This window comes from Halalkalibacter akibai JCM 9157, assembly GCF_000513135.1.
GTDB classification, from domain to species: domain Bacteria; phylum Bacillota; class Bacilli; order Bacillales; family Bacillaceae_D; genus Halalkalibacter; species Halalkalibacter akibai.
In genome coordinates this window covers 175,060-192,699 of record NZ_BAUV01000001.1, presented here as the reverse complement: position 1 = coordinate 192,699, position 17,640 = coordinate 175,060, and the positions used below count along the sequence as shown (strand labels likewise).

Here is a 17,640-nt window from a genome sequence, read left to right as displayed (position 1 = left end):
TCTTTTCCCCCTAATTATCTTTTATCTAATTTATTTGTCCAATAATCACCTAGCCATTGAATCATGAAAACAACGAGTAGGATGACGATGGTTGCAACTAATGTGATTTGACTGTTGTTTCTTTGGAATCCTTCGAGATAGGCAAAGTGCCCAAGCCCTCCAGCTCCAATCACTCCAGCCATTGCTGTGTAACTGACTAAAGCAATCGCGGTAACCGTAATACCTGAAATTAAAGCGGGCAACGATTCGGGAATTAATACTTTGCGAATAATATCCCAATTGCTTGCTCCCATTGCTTGCGAAGCTTCGATAACACCTTTATCAATTTCTCTCAGGGCGATCTCAACCATCCGTGCGTAAAATGGAGCTGCACCAATGATTAGAGCTGGCAAAGCAGCATTCGCACCGAGCATCGAACCGACAAGCATTCTCGTAAAAGGAATCAGTAGGACGATTAAGATAATAAATGGAATGGAGCGAAAGATATTAACGATTAATCCTATGACACCATTTACCAATGCATTTTCCCATAGGTTACCTTTACTTGTTAAATATAAGGTTAAACCTAAAATCAATCCTAAAATAAAGGTGGCTGCGACTGAGATTCCTGTCATATAAAACGTTTCAAGTGTTGCTTCCCACAATTTATCCCACTTTACTTTGCCAAAGTATTGATCAAGCATGGACAATCACCTCCACTTCTACTTCTTTCTCTCTGATGAAGGCGATCGCTCGATCTATTTCAGTTTGGTCGCCATTTAACGCGACAAACAGCGTCCCATAGGAGCCTTGCTGAATTTTGGTAATCTTTCCTTGAACAATATTCACTTCGATATCGAAATGTCTAATCAACTGAGTAATGAGTGGGCGTTCTGCTTCTTCACCAACAAATGTTAGTTGAACGACCCGTCCATCTGGGTGCTCCGCCAACATGTGTGTGACGGCATCGACCGTTTCTTCTGGCTCAGTGATCTGCTTAACAAATTCTTTCGTCATGTTTTCCTTTGGCTTTCGGAACACTTCACGAACAGGTCCTTGCTCGACAATACGTCCTGCTTCCATCACAGCAACTTGGTGACAAATTTTTCGAATAACATGCATTTCATGTGTAATCAAAATAATGGTTAAACCAAGCTTTTCATTGATATCAACTAGCAAATCTAAGATTGAGTCCGTTGTCTTTGGATCTAGTGCTGAAGTTGCTTCATCACAAAGGAGCACTTTGGGATTATTAGCGAGCGCGCGCGCGATCCCGACTCGTTGCTTTTGACCACCACTTAATTGCGAGGGGTAGCTTTCTCCTCTTCCTTGAAGACCTACCAGGTCAATGAGCTCATTGACTCGTCTATCACGCTCAGACTTTTTCACACCGGCTATTTCGAGTGGAAAAGAAATATTTTCGCGCACTGTTCGTGACCAAAGTAAGTTAAAGTGTTGAAAAATCATACCGATTTCTTGACGAGCTTTTCGTAAATCTTTTTGACTTAGCTTTAACAGGCTTCGGCCTGCCACTTCAACGACACCTTCAGAAGGGCGTTCTAGTAAATTCAACATACGAATTAACGTACTTTTACCAGCCCCACTGTATCCGATCACACCGTATATTTCACCTTCATTAATGGTTAAATCAATTCCATCAACAGCTACGACAGGACCATCCTTTGTTTTGAACACTTTTCGAATGTTTTGTAACGAGATCAATTTCCTTCCTCCTTCCTTTTGTTTTTATCAGTTATCCAATTTGAATACTCCGAATTAAAATTGGATGGGTATTTGACTAGCCTTTTTATTTAAAACAAAAAATCCTTTCTGCCTATGATGACAGAAAGGATCGTTACACCTTTCTCTCATCTTTCAAAGCAAAATTGCTTTGCAGGATTTAGCACCTTCTTAGATGACGTTTCATCTAACGGTTGCCGGGCATCGTCGGGCCAGTCCCTCCGCCACTCTGGATAAGAGTTTATGTGATATTTTATAACAATGAGAGAATAATAGCATGCAAGAAAAATAGAGTCAATAGATATAATCAGCAAATGAAAATGTCTTTCTTTTTAGAAAAATCAGTGTTTTGCTTATTGTTGTTTAGGCCACTTCTTCAACATTTTTATTTTTCTTATCTAAACGTCTGAAGACAAAGTAGAAGTAACTTGATCCAATTAAATAAAGAACAGAAGTGATTGTGAAGACATAAGCATATCCATAATAAGCTCCGTAGACAATTACAATCGACGTTGAGACGGGTCCCATCACGGCCCAACCTAATTGAAAGATCATTTGCCCAACCGAATTGGCTAGTCCTTTCATCGAATCGTCAACCGTTCTCATCATTAAAGCCATTTGAATTGGATTTCCTGCGTTCATAAGTGCCTGTCTAAACAGAAAACCAATTACGGCTAACCAAAGTGTTTCTGTGTACGCTGTTAACAAAAGAAACGGAAGCGATGCGATTTGAAGCATGACAACAGCTTTCACTTCACCGTATCGTTTCACAACAGATGGTCCAATCATAAAGGCAACAGCTGTCATCGCTTGGCCTAGTGAGAGAATAATGCCAACCAAAGAATTGCTGATTTCAAAGCGGTCACTAAAATAAATATTCAAATAAGGAATGACTAAGCCTGAGCCAAATCCAATTAACAGATTAGCAATCGCAAAAAGTCCAATCCATTTTAAGCTTGAGCGATGTGTCGTAAATAATTTCCCTAACGAGCTTGCTCCTGTTTTTTGTTCTCGTTTTTTTAGTTCTTCACGAAGTTTTAGTACAGGTAATAATGCCATGAAAAAGAAGAAAGAGGCAATGATTAATGTAATACGTACACTTTCTAGCATTGAAATTGAAAATAAGAAAGTGAATAAATCCGTCAGTGTTCCTCCTAGTGCATTTCCAATTACATTAGCTACCATGATCAGTGCAAAATTGAAACTAAATAAATGAACTCGTTCTTTTTCGGTTGAGTTCTCAGCCAATAAAGGAATCGAAGAAACTTGAATAAAGGCCATGAAAAAACCTGTGGCAAAGGCCGTTGTTAATAACGTCACGTCTGCTGTCAAAACAGCTCTAAGCAAAAGACTAGTCGCAGTGAAGATTGCACCGATGAAAATTAATTTTTTTCTTCCAAATTTATCACTCAATAAACCTGCAGGTAATAAAGCGATCGCACTTGCCATCGCCTGCATCGCAATAATCCTACCATTCATCTGATCATCATAACCAAGCTCGCGAATGTAGTAATTATAAATCACCATGAAAATACCCATTCCGATATTGGCTAGTACGGATGCCAATAGAAACAATTGAATATTTTTATTGTAGGATTTTAACTGTGTTGTCCACTCTCCAAAAAACCTCTTCATAAACAAACACCATTTTCTTTTTATTTCGTATCTCTAAATATGATAGGCGATCTTATAAAAAAAGAAAAGAGGGAATTTTTTTTCGATTCAGGTGGGGATACTATTTTCATAAATGATGAGAGGATTGGATAAATAAATGTTTAACGAAAGAAAAATCATGACACTTATTTGGATGGTTGTTGGTAGTGCACTACTAACGACTGTCTTCAGCAGCGTTTTAATCGGATTAAACTTCAAAGTTCTTAGAAAGTTAAATAAGGCATGAAAAAAGGACTGACATTCTCAGGTAAGAATGTCAGTCCTTTAGCTGATTAACACCAGCCCTCGTCACAGCCTTCAACATATGATTTTACTTCGTTCGGATTTTCTTGCTCGTAACGAAATACTTTATCATTTTCAAACTCAAAGCCTTCAGCCATTTCATGCTGAAATCCTTGATTCGTTTCAATTACTTTCCCGACTTGCGCTTCTCCCATATATAAATTCATATGGCCATTTTCGTACTTTCCCTTAACCTTGCTTGTAACATCAACACGTACAAGTCCCACAGTACTAACCTCCCTTTAAACAGAAGTTACTATTATGTTGTCCGACTTCATCAATCACAATCATGGTTAATACAAGAAAAAAAGGAAGAGCAAATTTATGCTCTTCCTCCTTTTTAAATTAGTCTTCACTAATCATTTCTTGATATTGTTCAGCTGTCATTAGCTTGTCTACTTCGCTTGAATCACTTGGTTCAACTACGATCATCCAAGCTTTTTCGTACGGAGACTCATTAACGAATTCCGGAGAATCGTCTAAGTCTTCGTTTACAGCTACAACTTTACCACTAATTGGAGAGTATAGCTCTGAAACTGTCTTAACTGATTCAACACTTCCGAAAGGCTCGTCCGCTTCGATCTCGTCCCCAACTTCTGGAAGTTCAACGAACACGATGTCGCCTAGTTCAGATTGTGCAAAGTCTGTAATTCCGATACGAACTGTTTCGCCTTCTACTTTAACCCACTCATGTTCTTCCGAATACTTTAATTCTTTTGGTAAATTACTCATCGACAAAATCCCTCCACTAAATAATAGCAATTATTTCTACATTATACCTTTTTTATAACAAAAATGAAAACTACTTGTTCCACGTTTGTTCAAATTGGTCTTCTTTAAATCCAACTGTCACTTGATCGCCATCAAATGTTAATGGACGCTTGATTAACATTCCGTCTGAAGCAAGTAAATCTAATGCTTCCTCTTCTGACATATCTTTTAATTTATCTTTCAGACCAAGCTCACGATATTTCTGACCACTTGTATTGAAAAATTTCTTTAGTTCCAACCCGCTTTTTTCATAGATACTCCGCAACTCATCTTTGGAAGGGGGATTTTCAACAATATGTATGTCATTTACGTCAATATTCTTTTCTTGAAACCACTTGCTTGCTTTCCGACAAGTTCCACACTTAGGGTATTGATAAAAAACGACTGCCATTAAAATGACCTCCTTTAAATTTGTTTACCAATGCCTATTATTACTTATCCTTTTCACCTTCACAATTTTTTTGCTTATCTAATTCCGATTCAGTTTCCCATGTTTTTTGTAAAGCGTCATGAACGGAATCAACACTCATATCTTGGGCAAATTCTTCAACTCCTGTTAACGGTGCCGTGTAGCTTACTTTCTCGTTTTGTTTCATTCTAAACCCTCCTCAAAATGTTAATCATAGATTGTGTCATTCAGGTCTGAAACATACTTGCTGGCCCCAAACGACAAAGAAGCCCCATTGGGACTTCTTTGCACTAGAGAGGAGAATGCTCCATAAGAAAGGAGTATATATTATTTTTGGGGAAGGATGAACTTCCCCAAAAGTGAAAACGAATTAAACAACGTAACGTTTTTCTTCTAGAACGACACTAGCAATTTGACGCTTTTTAGCAACAACATTAATTGGCGTGTGACGAGTTAACTTACGTAAAACACCTAACATTGTACGAAGCTTGTCGCCTTCTTCCATAGCTACTAAAGATTCTTTCGCATGAGCTTCAATGCGGTTGAACGCTTCTTGACAGAACACTTCTGTCATTAGTAACTTTTGAGCTGCTTTATCAACACCTGCTTTGTTAATTGCTTTTTCTGTACGAAGGATCACCGATTCCATCGAGTAGATCTCACTTACGATATCTGCAACATTAGATAACTGCTCTTGCTCATGTTGCAGCTTTTCGCCGTACTTTTGAGCGCCGTTACCAGCAACCATTAAGAAAACTTTCTTCGCCATTCCTAGTAGATACTTTTCTTGCTCAAGAGGTTCATCACTGATTTCTTGTGGCATCATCATCATAATTTCTTCTTGTAATGCCATCGCTTTTTGAAGAAGTGGCAGCTCGCCTTTCATTGCTTTACGCATGATCGTACCTGGAACAAGTAGACGGTTAATTTCATTTGTTCCTTCAAAAATACGGTTGATACGAGAATCACGGTACATACGCTCTACTTCGTACTCAGCCATAAATCCATAACCACCATGGATTTGAACAGCTTCATCAACTACATAATCAAGCGTTTCAGAGCCAAATACTTTATTTAAAGAACACTCAATGGCATATTCAGCAATTGCATTTGCAACAGCACGACCATCTTTTTGTTCTTCAGCCGATAAACCACCTAAGCGTTCTTCGAAAAGACCACCTGTACGGTAGATAGAGCTTTCTGCTGCAAACGTTTGAGTAGCCATGTTTGCAAGCTTTTCTTGGATCAATGTGAACTTACCAATTGGTGTTTTAAATTGCTTACGCTCTGTTGCATATGTCGCAGCAAGCTCAAGCGCACGCTTTGAACTACCTACACAACCTACCCCAAGCTTGTAACGACCTACATTTAAGATGTTAAAGGCAATAACGTGACCTTTACCGATTTCACCTAATACGTTATCAACCGGCACAAGCGCATCTTCAAGAATTAACGTACGAGTTGATGAACCTTTAATTCCCATTTTCTTTTCTTCTGGACCTGTTGAAACGCCTTCAAAATCCTTTTCAACGATGAATGCCGTGAACTGTTCGCCATCAATTTTTGCATAGACAACGAATACATCTGCAAAAGCTGAGTTCGTGATCCATTGCTTTTCCCCATTTAATACATAGTGAGTACCCGCTTCATTTAGAACGGCTGTTGTTTTAGCACCTAGGGCATCCGATCCAGAACTAGGCTCTGTTAAAGCGTAAGCTGCAAGCTTCGCACCTGAAGCTAGATCAGGTAAATACTTTGATTTTTGTTCATGGTTACCGAAGAAAACGATCGGTAAAGAACCAATTCCAACGTGGGCACCGTGGCTTAAACCGAATGCTCCTCCACGTACAAATTTCTCAGAAATTAATGATGAGCTAATTTTGTCTAATCCAAGACCGCCGTACTCTTCAGGAACATCAGCTCCTAGTAAACCTAAGTCACCAGCTTCTTTTAATAGCTTAACTGTATGCTCAAACTTATGCTGTTCGATTTCTTCTAATACAGGCTCAACTTCATTAATAACAAATTCTTCTGTCGTTTTCCCGATCATCACATGCTCATCTGTAAAATCCTCAGGCGTAAATACCGCGTCTGCCTCAATATCTTCAACTAAAAAGCTACCGCCTTTAACAACTTTGTTTTCTGTTTGACTCATGATCCGTTCCTCCTCTTAAATATATAAGTTTTTTTATTTATCTATGAAAGCATTTAGAACTGATGCCAAGGGCTGGCAATGGCTTCACTCACTACGCGCCTTTTATAAGAAGGTCGCTTATAAAAGGCTTAAGACCTTGTAGCGGCTTCGCTCATTGCAGTATAAACAGGGAAGTTCGCCTGTTTATACTAACTCAAAAACTCCTGCTGCACCCATTCCACCCCCGATACACATGGTGACGACACCGAATTGCTCGTTACGACGTTTCATTTCGTGAAGAAGAGTGAGTGTTAGCTTCGCTCCTGAACATCCTAGTGGATGGCCTAGGGCAATCGCTCCTCCGTTGACATTTACTCGGTCTTGGTCAAGACCTAAATGACGAATAACTTGAAGCGACTGAGAAGCAAACGCTTCGTTTAACTCGAATAATCCAATATCAGAAAGTTCAAGGCCCGCAATTTGAAGGGCTTTTGGAATTGCTTCAACAGGGCCAATCCCCATAATTTCAGGAGCTACCCCAGCAACAGCAAAGCCACGGAATTTTAATTGCGGTGTTAAGCCGTTTGCGAGGGCTTCTTCTTTATCCATTAAAAGGACAGAAGCTGCTCCATCACTCATTTGTGACGAGTTACCAGCTGTCACACTTCCTTTCGGATGGAAAGCTGGACGAAGCTTAGCTAAGCCTTCTGCTGACGTATCTAGTCTTACTCCTTCATCTGTATCAAAGCGTACTTGTTTTTCTTTTAGTTTATGATCAGCACCTACTGAACGAAGTGTTACGTCAACAGGTACAATTTCATCTTTGAAGCGTCCTGCTTCAATCGCTGCTGCAGCTCGTCTATGACTTTCTACAGCAAAGGCATCTTGATCTTCACGACTTACACCAAAACGATTGGCTACCTCTTCAGCTGTGTACCCCATTCCCATGTAATACTCAGGCTGTTCTTCAACTAGCTTAGGATTTGGTGCGATTACGTGCCCTCCCATTGGGATTAAGCTCATAGACTCCGCTCCACCTGCAATAATCGCTTTCGAGTGACCGAGCATAATGCGCTCTGCTCCGTAAGCAATACTTTGCAAACCTGAAGAACAATAACGATTGATCGTGATGGCAGGTACTGTGTTTGGCAGTCCTGCTAAAGCAGAAATGTTACGTGCCATATTCATGCCTTGTTCAGCTTCTGGCATTGAACATCCCATGATGACATCCTCAATATACCTAGCATCAAAATCTCCAGCACGTTTCAATGTTTCACGAACTGTAATAGCTCCCAAATCATCTGGACGAACATTCGCTAACGTTCCGCGCTTTGCTTTTCCGACTGGTGTTCTTGCACCAGCTACAATAACCGCTTCTCTCATTGTCGTATCCCTCCTATTCTTCTGATTAATTACGAAGTGGTTTCCCTTTTGTTAACATATATTGCATCCGTTGCTGTGATTTCGGTTCAGCAACTAGACTTAAGAATGCCTCACGCTCTAAATCAAGTAGGTATTGCTCATCAACAAGTGTTCCTTTTGGTACTCGACCACCTGCAAGAACAAAAGCAAGTTTTTCAGCGATTTTCAGATCATGATCTGAGATCATTCCACCGAACTTCATTGTTTTTGCTCCAAGTAAAAGCGTTCCATAACCCGTTTCACCAACAACAGGAATCTTCGTTCTCTCAGGAGGACGATAGCCTTTAGCTGATAGGTGAGCTACTTCTTGCTTCGCTCGGTCAATTAGGAAATCTCCGTTTATAACAATTCCGTCTCGCTCACTTAGGAAACCATTTTCTTTAGCTTCTTGAGCTGATGTGGCGACTTTAGCCATTGCAATCGTTTCAAACGTTTTGTTTGCAACTGCTTGTAGGTCGCCACCACCAGATTTTTCAAGATTACGGAGGTATAATTCTTTATTTCCGCCTCCTCCAGGAATAAGTCCAACACCAACTTCTACTAATCCCATGTAGGTTTCAAGCGACGCTTGAATACTTGCCGATGGTAAACAAATTTCAGAACCGCCACCAAGTGTCATTCCAAATGGAGCTGTAACGACTGGCTTTTGCGAATATCTAATGTTCGCCATTGCTTGTTGGAATTGACGAACAACTAAATCTAATTCAAAGAAGTTATCATCTTGTGCTTCCATTAAGATCATCATTAAATTAGCGCCAACACAGAAGTTTTTGCCTTGGTTTGTAATAACAAGACCTTTATAATTCTTTTCAACCTCTACAATAGATTTGTTGATCATTTGAACCACATCTGAGCCAATTGAGTTGTTTGGCGAATGGAATTCAAGAAGCGCTACGTCATCTCCGATATCAAGCAAGCTTGCTCCTGAATTTTTAAACACAACGTTATCTGGCTTTAATGATTTTAAATGAACAATTTTCTCGTTTACTTGCTTTGGCGAATAACCACCTTCATGGTAGAAGCCATTGTCTTTGTAGAACGTTTCTTGACCTGAAGCAAGCATATCTTTGACCCAAGTAGGGACTGTCTCTCCCTCTGCTTCCATTCGCTCAACGGACTTTGCCACACCAATGGCATCCCATGTTTCGAATGGACCTTGTTCCCAACCAAAGCCCCACTTCATCGCTTCATCAATTGCTTGAATATCATTAGCAATTTCATAGGCTTTTTCTGCTGAGTAGAGTAATGTCGGTTTAAGCAAACTCCAGATTAATTGACCAGCTCGATCATCTGCATATGCTAGCGTTTTCATTTTGTCTGAAAGTTTCTTTGCTTGTTTTGCTTGTTCAACAGAAGCTGCTTTTAATTTTTTGCGTGCTTCGTATTCCATTGTTTCTGGGTTTAATTCAAGAATTTCTTTTCCTTGTTTCAAGAAAAACCCTTGGCCACTTTTACTTCCAAGCCAACCTCTTTCAGCCATGTCATTCATAAACGGCGCAGGATTAAATACTTCCTTTTCTTCTCCGTCTACAACGTCATACACATTCTTGGCTACATGTAAAAATGTATCAAGCCCAACAACATCTAACGTACGGAATGTTGCACTTTTTGGACGACCAAGTAATGGTCCTGTTACAGAATCAACTTCTCCAACCGAATAGCCACCTTTTAACATTTCTCGAACAGTTACAAGCAGTCCGTATGTTCCGATTCGATTCCCAATGAAGTTTGGAGTGTCTTTTGCTTCAACAACCCCTTTACCAAGCGTTTCTTCAGCAAACGCTTTCACGAATGTTAACACTTCTTCATTCGTTTTAGCTGTTGGGATAATTTCTAAAAGCTTTAAGTATCTAGGTGGATTGAAGAAATGAGTTCCTATAAAGTGCGCTTTGAAATCTTCTGAGCGACCTTCAGACATTGCTTCAATTGAAATCCCTGAAGTATTTGATGTAACAATTGTTCCAGGGTTACGAACGGCATCAATTTTTTCAAATAGCTGTTGTTTAATTGCTAAATTTTCAACAACAACTTCTATAATCCAATCTACTTCTTTTAGTCGATTTAAATCATCCTCTAAGTTTCCTGCTTCGATATAAGAGGCTTTTGCTTTTGAAGATAATGGAGCGGGCTTTTGTTTCGCCAATTTTTGAATAGCAGTAGAACTTAAACGATTTCTAACGACTTTATCATTTAATGTAAGTCCTTTTGCTTGTTCGCTAGCTGTGAGTTCTCTTGGTACGATATCAAGTAATAAAGACGGAATTCCGACGTTTGCTAAATGAGCTGCAATCCCTGAGCCCATAACACCAGATCCAATAACGGCAACTTTACGTATATGACGAGTCATGATTCTCCCCCTTTTCCTGCTTAAAATCAGAATAAATTTGGCTTTGTCATAAAACGAATGAATACTCATTCATTATTTATCCAAAAAAATAACGACAAATTTCAAATGTCATTTTCTATAAATATCATAACGGAGTTTCTCAATTGCGCAATACATAATTCTGAAAATTATTAATTGAATCTTAGATTTTTTCTTTAGTTCCATAAAATGGCCAAATCACCTCTTTGTGTGACACATACATCTAACCAATTTACTTCACACTAATGAAGTATCCGAATGACGGGTACGTTGCTTTTGCAACATCCAAAGGAGGGTATATAAAATGGATCAACAACAAGGAATGCAAGGAATTCAGCAACAACAAATGGGCATGCAAAACCAACAACAAATGGGAGGACAACAGTCTCAACAAGCAACCTTCCAAACGCCTCCTCCTGTCATCACGACAAAGGACCAATTATACCTTACAGACATGCTTTCTTGGAACTTAATTGCAATGAAAAAAGCCCACTTCTTCGCTCAACAATGTCAAGATCAAGAAATCAAAGCTACTTTAGAGAAAACAGGTCAAATGCATCAACGTCATTACGAAAAAATACTAAGCCATCTTCAAACAAGCCAAGCACAACAAACAATTCCAATGCAATAATAGGAGTTCTTTGTCATTAAAGATCCTAATGTTCCATTTATAGGCATTGGTTTATACATTTTTAAAGGGGGCTTTTCTCATCATGAATCAACAATCAAAAAAAATTCAAAATCCAGAACTACAAGTACCAAAAACACCACAAATGAATGACCGCGATTTCATTAACGATATTTTGATGTGCGCTAAAAACATGACTAACTCTTACAGTGTCGCTTTAAACGAATTAAGTCATGATCAGTTGTATCAAGATGTGAACCAAATTTTTAACGAAACACAAAATTGTCAACGTGAGTTATATAATGTTATGTTCCGTAAAGGTTTCTACGGTTTAGAAGCTGCAGAACAGCAAAAGCTTGATCAATCTTATCAACAATTCTCTGGCTATAGCAGTCAATTTCCATATCAGCAATAAAGAAAAAGGGTTATCTCATGGAGGTCTTATTACAGACCTCTTGAGATAACCTTTCTTTTTATGAGCCTTTATTGATCTGCTCTGTTAAACGCTGGAGATCTTCTCCTAATTCCGCTAACGCTTCAGATATGGTTTGCAATGTTTCAACAGAAGCTAGTTGTTCTTCAGACGCTCCAGCAATACTGTCACTGTTCACCTGAGATACTTTAGTAATTTCAGTCATTCCACTGACCGACTGACTCACAGATAAAGATTGTTCATCAATCTCCTTCATCGTCGTCATGACGTCCTTTAATTGTTGTTCCATATTAGTAGTCGCATCGACAATTCGCTCAAACATATCTTTAGCGGATGTAATGGATTCTGTTCCAGAGGTTACCTCTTCTTGATTAGAATTCACCACATCAACGGCTTTAGCTGTTTCTCTTTGAATATCGGCAATGATCGAACGAATTTCCGAAGTAGCATTCTCCGTTTGTCCAGATAATTTACGAACCTCGTCAGCTACAACAGAAAACCCTTTTCCATGTTCCCCTGCTCTTGCTGCTTCAATCGATGCATTTAACGCTAACATATTCGTTTGACTTGAAATATCGGTAATGACTGTCACGATTTGTCCAATTTTTTGTGAATGATTTGAAAGTTTTTTAATAACTTCAGCCATTTCATCCATTGAACGAGCAATGGTGTTCATTTGAATCGTTGACCCTTCAATTAAATCACGACCAGCTACAGCTTCTTTGGCTGTTAGTTCTGAAGCTTGTTTAACTCGATTTGTAGAATCAACAATTGTCTGGATACCTTTATTCATTGTTTCAATTAGAATTTCACTCTGTCTGGCATGGCCTAACTGCTGATCAGCACCTGAAGCCATTTCTTGGATCGAAGCAGCAATTTCCTGCTCGCCAATTTGGATTCTTGTGACCCTTCCTTTAATTGTAAAACCGTATTTAAAACTTGATTAGCCGTTTTGGTAAGTTGAGCCACCAGTAACTCTTCTTTCTCTTGTTGCTTTTCTTTTTCTATCTGCATTAGAGAAGTCGCTCGGTTTTGCAGTGTAATAATCAAACTTGCCGCACCACTCATTAAAATGAGAAAAACGGCGTGAATCATTAGCAATGAGAAAGCATAATTTTCTGTTCCGCACAGTAGTTGTGGAAATAAGAAATACCCACCAAAGTGTTGAATCGCAAAAATCACTGTGCTAATAAGGATTAGTTTGAATGAATTAAAAAAGATGATAAAAGCAAGAACCATAAAAATAGAAAAATGATATTCAACTAATCCGTCCCCACCGGCAATAATGGAAATGCTCGCAAATGTTAATGTAAGTGTTAATAATAGCGGCAGTTGATCATGCTTTTCCTTCTTAAAAAGGAAAAAGCTTACGATTAATAACAAAATAGGCACTATAAAGAAAAGATTTTGAAGCAGTTGTAAACCGGGAGACAAAGGTGTTACCCCTTGAATAATTAAATAGGTTTCTAAAAAACCAAAAACCCGATGAAGCAAATGAATAACAACTGACAACAACACAACAAAAGCAGAAACAATAAGCATAGTTTTATTTCTACTACCCACGACGAAAGTCCTCCTCAAGTGTTATACGGTGAACCTACATTATAGATGAATCATTCGAATCAATCACTGGTAGCGCTTCCCATATACGTATATTAATTTGTTTTCAATTTCATATACCCTAAAGTCCTAGGATTAAAACATCATTTTTAATATTTTTTTATTCTGTTGATTTGAATTTTTGCATCCTAGAATGTTCATTGCATTGCGGTCAGGTCACTAGGAGGGATTCATTCGTAGAAATAATCTTTACAAAAAAGCCTTTTGATTGATCTATAACCTCACCCTCTTTCTACGAGTAAAGGTTTTTCGCACTTCCTCTTTTCGTAAAAATGTTGTCATAGTTATGTTTGTACTATAGTGGAATGGAGCGAAAGGTACTTGTCTTTCTCTCCCCGCGGAAAGCAAGTACCTGTAGCGCAATGTAACGGTGCAGTTCCGCTGAATATTAGTACAAACCTCATTAAAAAGACTAGTCTTTATTTCACACCAGCTGTTTCATATAGTTATATATAGAAACTCAATCAAGACGTTGCAGCAGTAAAGAGCGAAAAGAGGTATAGCAAGTATGAAAATAGATGCGCCTAAAATTCCAAAGGATTTACAAACAAGACCTTTTGAAGATATTTTTTATGAGGAAGAACCTGAACTTGAGCTTTGTACAGTCATTGATTCTGATTTTGATCATCAAACTTTAGAAAGAGTGCGTTTATCAAACATGGTCATAAAAAACGGTCGCTTCAACCATACACATTTTGGCCGAAGTGATTTGACTGATGTTTTATTTGAAAACTGTGATATGTCTAATGCCAATCTGAGTCAGTCTTCCATTCACAGAGTCCATTTTAAAAACTGCAAATTAATTGGTGTCGATTTTACAGAATCAAGATTCGGGAATGTACGCTTTGATCATTCACTATTGGATATGACATCATTTGGCCACTCCAAGTTTGAGAAAGTGATCTTTCAGGAAACCTCACTCATCAGTGCCGATTTTTACGAGTGCAAATGGAAAAAGGTCAATTTTGATTTTTGTAACCTGAACGACGCGAACTTCGAGCGAACCCCTTTAAAAGGGATTGATATTAGTTCTTCCCGTTTTGAAAAGCTAACTGTGTCTTTGTCAGATTTGCAAGGATGTAAAGTCTCTAGCCATCAAGCTCTTCAGTTTGCAACTTTGCTAGGATTGATTATTAAGGATTAAATCAAAAAGAAGGAGTTCTCTTTCTAATAACTCCTTCTTCCCTCAAAATATAACTCTTACCTTCTTACATTTACTTACATTAATATTGCAAATTTTGAGCATCCTATGTCTGTACTAGCCTATCACGGTTGAAAGGATCATGACATGAGGCATATCATTTTATCTACCTTCCTTGTATGTTTAAATTTCCGACAAGAAACCTGGCGACTTCTCCCAAAGTTTCTCCAAGCTTTACTATACATTGCGTTTATTAATTCGTCTTATTACTACTTTTTTAAACGGCGTATCCTGTGGGAATTTCAATCCCACATTTTGAATTTAAAGGGGTTACGCATTATCCACATCTTCTTTATCACGCCTTTGTTGTTTTTATTATGCATGAAAAATCTTCCACAAGAAAATGTAAAATTACAGATGATCCATATCATCAAATGGGCTTTTAAATGTGCTTTTTGTGAGTTTCTTGGATTAAAAACGAAAATGATCTTTTTCAAAAATGGCTGGAGCATTTTCTGGTCCTGGCTCATTTATATTTTTCTATTTACCTTCGGCTATATTTATACGAAGAGACCTTTACTTATTTGGAAATTAAGCGCTCCCACTTTGTTGTTTTTTTTATATAAATTCAAGGCGCCATTATATCGGATTACCATACTCGGTCCGCTATTTTTCTTTATAAGAAAAAAACAACCAACTCTTTAAATTCATAAAAAAGCTCTCTTTTTGAAGTCGCCTTTTACACTCTTTTCCTTATCAGCCCGTAGCAAATGTTATAAAGAAATAAAAGAGTGGTGCACATCCCAACTTCGGGCTATGCACCACTCTTTTTTTGTACTTACTGGGTTTCACCAGCTTACCCCAGCTTATTGCGTTATTAGAACTAAACACTTTTGTTTCTTCGGCCTTTATATCTTCTTTGACTTTTGTTCTTACTTTTACGGATATCAATAAAACAATAAAGTAATAGAGCCAGGGTAACTCCAGTAATTCCACCGGAGAAATCTAAAATAACATCTTCGACTAACGGTGATCTGCTTGGTGTGAACGCTTGATGGACTTCATCAGAGATGGCATAGAGTAAGTTAAAGATTAGGGCAATCACATAGCTGGTCCTTTTTTTACAACTACTAGCAAGTAGAGCACGGTACGTAAGGAATCCTAGTGCAAAGAAAAAGCTGAAATGAGCAGCTTTGCGAATGAAAAATTCGATAAAACTCTCCAAACCTAATCGTTCAACACTTATCAAATTTCCCGCATATGTGAACTCAATGCCTCTAACAAGCTGCATGGTTCCTTCGCCCATTAAACGATCTTTTACATACAATAAAGCTTCTTCAATTCGAAACGCAAAAAATATCCCGCTGAACATTAAAAGTATTCCAATCAAAGCAACAAAAGTTAAAATGGATATGGTTCTAAGGAAACGTTTAAACCCTCTTTTTCGAATGTAAGCAACTGAATACCGGACACCGATTCCGAAAAGAATTAGAAGCATAAGTCCGATGAATCCAACGAACCATTTTCCTTTTTCCACGATCAACACTAACGTTCTTTTAAAACCATTTTCTTCTAAGTAAAGCCGATGTTGAACATGCTCTACTTTTAGTTGATTGTACATATATTGCAGTTTTTCCATATCGGTAACGTGACTTAGATATGGCCTTATGTCTTGTTGATGATATGGCTGAGATGAAGCGGTGAAAATCATCGCAGCAACAAAAAAAACAGGTAACCAATATAAAAACAAAAGTTTTACAAGTCTTCTCATGGAGTAGCTCCTAGTCTGTGAAAGATTAATAGCTTTACACTGATCAAGAATGAACAGCATTGTAGGTGCTACTATAACTATTAGTTTACCATAAAAGAGATACCCGTTTATAACCAACGACACAAACCGTATGACTCATTTGTCATACGGTTTCGGCTAAGCTTTTTCCTAATCTATAATAATGTCTGACTCCCAAGATAGCTGCTCACACATCTTATGTAATCGGCGCATGTCTTTTCTCGCGACAATTTGTTTGCATCCTAAGTCTTGCGCGATTTTGGCTGCCCATCTTAATACATATACTAAGGCATCAGCCGCTGACTCTCTTAAAAAGAAATCAAGTAAGACCAATTGTTGCTGATCGACCCCGAAGCGAGCAAATCCCCAACAGTCATCGGTTTTTTGCCAACTTGAAAATAACTGTCTGTCTTCAAGCACATTTTTATAACGCAATGACTCCGACAAATGCCTTTGCCACTCAAGTTCAGTTTCTATCCCCATTAGTGTCTGCTTTACTCCCCAATCAAATGTCTCTGCACTGATTGGTTCCACTTTATCTTCAAAAGCCCAATCCTGATAAGAATCCTCATTCAAAGAAGTGGTTGGAACGTTAATGACTATTTTCCACGTTCGATGTCTAGGTGGTTCTGCTACTGCTTTTAGCATATCAGACACCTTAACTGGAGTCAGTTCATCCTTAATCGCCTTACGAAGAAGTGGCTTTAAGGCTGCTGGTGTTCCTTTGGCTATATCATTACAATGTAGTACGAGTATCGCACCATTTTTTAATAAGGGTTCTGCGTTTTTAATGATCTGTTCAGGTTTGAGACCTGCCCAATCTCCCGTATCATCCCCGCCGATGTGGACGTAACCATTATCTGAAATCCACTTTAAATTTTCTTGATTAAAGTTTAGATAAGGAAACCGTAATAACAGCGGACATGGCATTCCAGTTGCTTCTTGGTAGGCCAACTCGGTTTGTTTTAGCTCTTCAAAGAACTGATCCTGATTGAGTTCAGACATATTTCTATGATGATAGGAGTGCGGAGCAAGCTCATGCCCACGTGAAATTAGTAGCCGTGCCTTATCTTGGTTACGGTCGATCCATTCTCCTGTAAAGAAAAAGGTTGCACGAGCACTAAGCTCTTCTAAGGAATCTAACCATAGTTCTAGCGGGAGTAAATCAGGTCCATCATCAAATGTAAACGCACACAAATTTAAGTTAGATTCAATCGAATGTTTGTTCATCATCATCATCTTCCTTTTTAGAA

Annotated in this window: 17 protein-coding genes and 1 riboswitch; of the genes, 3 read left to right on the top strand and 14 right to left on the bottom strand. The window is 38.5% G+C overall.

Annotation, left to right across the window (positions count from 1 at the left end; all coding sequences use genetic code 11):
• Window positions 1-14: 14 nt before the first annotated feature.
• The 10 genes from JCM9157_RS00970 to JCM9157_RS00930 all read right to left on the bottom strand — a co-directional run bounded on the left by JCM9157_RS00970 (window position 15) and on the right by JCM9157_RS00930 (window position 10,758).
• On the bottom strand, window positions 15-683 hold the full coding sequence (locus JCM9157_RS00970) for a methionine ABC transporter permease (RefSeq protein WP_035661107.1): 669 nt from the start codon (window positions 681-683) through the stop codon (window positions 15-17).
• Window positions 676-1,701, bottom strand: a complete 1,026-nt coding sequence (locus JCM9157_RS00965; protein WP_035661104.1) for a methionine ABC transporter ATP-binding protein — start codon at window positions 1,699-1,701, stop codon at window positions 676-678. The genes JCM9157_RS00970 and JCM9157_RS00965 overlap by 8 nt, the downstream gene beginning before the upstream one ends.
• A gap of 143 nt (window positions 1,702-1,844) precedes the next feature.
• Window positions 1,845-1,959, bottom strand: a riboswitch (SAM riboswitch).
• Window positions 1,960-2,082: 123 nt separating this feature from the next.
• A complete protein-coding gene (locus JCM9157_RS00960; protein ID WP_035661102.1) occupies window positions 2,083-3,354 on the bottom strand; it encodes an MFS transporter in 1,272 nt (423 codons plus the stop codon).
• Window positions 3,355-3,665: 311 nt separating this feature from the next.
• A complete protein-coding gene (locus JCM9157_RS00955) occupies window positions 3,666-3,902 on the bottom strand; it encodes a YusG family protein (RefSeq protein ID WP_035661100.1) in 237 nt (78 codons plus the stop codon).
• A 118-nt stretch (window positions 3,903-4,020) separates the two neighbouring features.
• Window positions 4,021-4,407, bottom strand: coding sequence for a glycine cleavage system protein GcvH (gcvH, locus tag JCM9157_RS00950; RefSeq protein ID WP_035661097.1), 387 nt, complete (start codon window positions 4,405-4,407; stop codon window positions 4,021-4,023).
• Window positions 4,408-4,477: 70 nt separating this feature from the next.
• Complete coding sequence (locus JCM9157_RS00945) at window positions 4,478-4,837, bottom strand: arsenate reductase family protein (RefSeq protein WP_035661094.1); 360 nt, start codon at window positions 4,835-4,837, stop codon at window positions 4,478-4,480.
• A gap of 40 nt (window positions 4,838-4,877) precedes the next feature.
• A complete protein-coding gene (locus JCM9157_RS24510) occupies window positions 4,878-5,042 on the bottom strand; it encodes a hypothetical protein (RefSeq protein WP_156321464.1) in 165 nt (54 codons plus the stop codon).
• A 183-nt stretch (window positions 5,043-5,225) separates the two neighbouring features.
• Window positions 5,226-7,010 (bottom strand): acyl-CoA dehydrogenase FadE, encoded by a 1,785-nt coding sequence (locus JCM9157_RS00940; RefSeq protein ID WP_035661091.1) that lies wholly within the window; start codon window positions 7,008-7,010, stop codon window positions 5,226-5,228.
• Window positions 7,011-7,193: 183 nt separating this feature from the next.
• On the bottom strand, window positions 7,194-8,372 hold the full coding sequence (locus JCM9157_RS00935) for an acetyl-CoA C-acetyltransferase (protein ID WP_035661088.1): 1,179 nt from the start codon (window positions 8,370-8,372) through the stop codon (window positions 7,194-7,196).
• Window positions 8,373-8,397: 25 nt separating this feature from the next.
• Entirely contained in the window at window positions 8,398-10,758 is a 2,361-nt protein-coding gene (locus JCM9157_RS00930; protein WP_035661086.1) for a 3-hydroxyacyl-CoA dehydrogenase/enoyl-CoA hydratase family protein, read from the bottom strand.
• 322 nt (window positions 10,759-11,080) lie between these two features.
• Between JCM9157_RS00930 and JCM9157_RS00925 the strand changes: the two genes are divergently transcribed.
• Together JCM9157_RS00925 and JCM9157_RS00920 are read left to right on the top strand one after the other, a co-directional pair.
• A complete protein-coding gene (locus JCM9157_RS00925) occupies window positions 11,081-11,407 on the top strand; it encodes a hypothetical protein (RefSeq protein ID WP_439644327.1) in 327 nt (108 codons plus the stop codon).
• Between the two features lie 82 nt (window positions 11,408-11,489).
• A complete protein-coding gene (locus JCM9157_RS00920; RefSeq protein WP_035661083.1) occupies window positions 11,490-11,819 on the top strand; it encodes a spore coat protein in 330 nt (109 codons plus the stop codon).
• Window positions 11,820-11,877: 58 nt separating this feature from the next.
• Here the strand turns inward: JCM9157_RS00920 and JCM9157_RS00915 are convergent, their stop codons facing one another.
• Entirely contained in the window at window positions 11,878-12,693 is an 816-nt protein-coding gene (locus tag JCM9157_RS00915) for a methyl-accepting chemotaxis protein (RefSeq protein WP_035661081.1), read from the bottom strand.
• On the bottom strand, window positions 12,666-13,400 hold the full coding sequence (locus JCM9157_RS00910; protein ID WP_035661078.1) for a hypothetical protein: 735 nt from the start codon (window positions 13,398-13,400) through the stop codon (window positions 12,666-12,668). Before JCM9157_RS00910 ends, JCM9157_RS00915 begins: the two co-directional genes overlap by 28 nt.
• A 565-nt stretch (window positions 13,401-13,965) precedes the next feature.
• Between JCM9157_RS00910 and JCM9157_RS00905 the strand changes: the two genes are divergently transcribed.
• The gene (locus JCM9157_RS00905) at window positions 13,966-14,601 is read left to right on the top strand and encodes a pentapeptide repeat-containing protein (RefSeq protein WP_035661075.1); all 636 of its coding nucleotides are present in this window, start codon (window positions 13,966-13,968) and stop codon (window positions 14,599-14,601) included.
• An 880-nt stretch (window positions 14,602-15,481) separates the two neighbouring features.
• On the opposite strand, the gene JCM9157_RS23150 is transcribed toward JCM9157_RS00905, so the two are convergent.
• Complete coding sequence (locus tag JCM9157_RS23150; RefSeq protein ID WP_052012865.1) at window positions 15,482-16,369, bottom strand: VanZ family protein; 888 nt, start codon at window positions 16,367-16,369, stop codon at window positions 15,482-15,484.
• A gap of 168 nt (window positions 16,370-16,537) precedes the next feature.
• Window positions 16,538-17,620, bottom strand: coding sequence for a polysaccharide deacetylase family protein (locus tag JCM9157_RS00890; protein ID WP_052012864.1), 1,083 nt, complete (start codon window positions 17,618-17,620; stop codon window positions 16,538-16,540).
• Window positions 17,621-17,640: the final 20 nt, after the last annotated feature.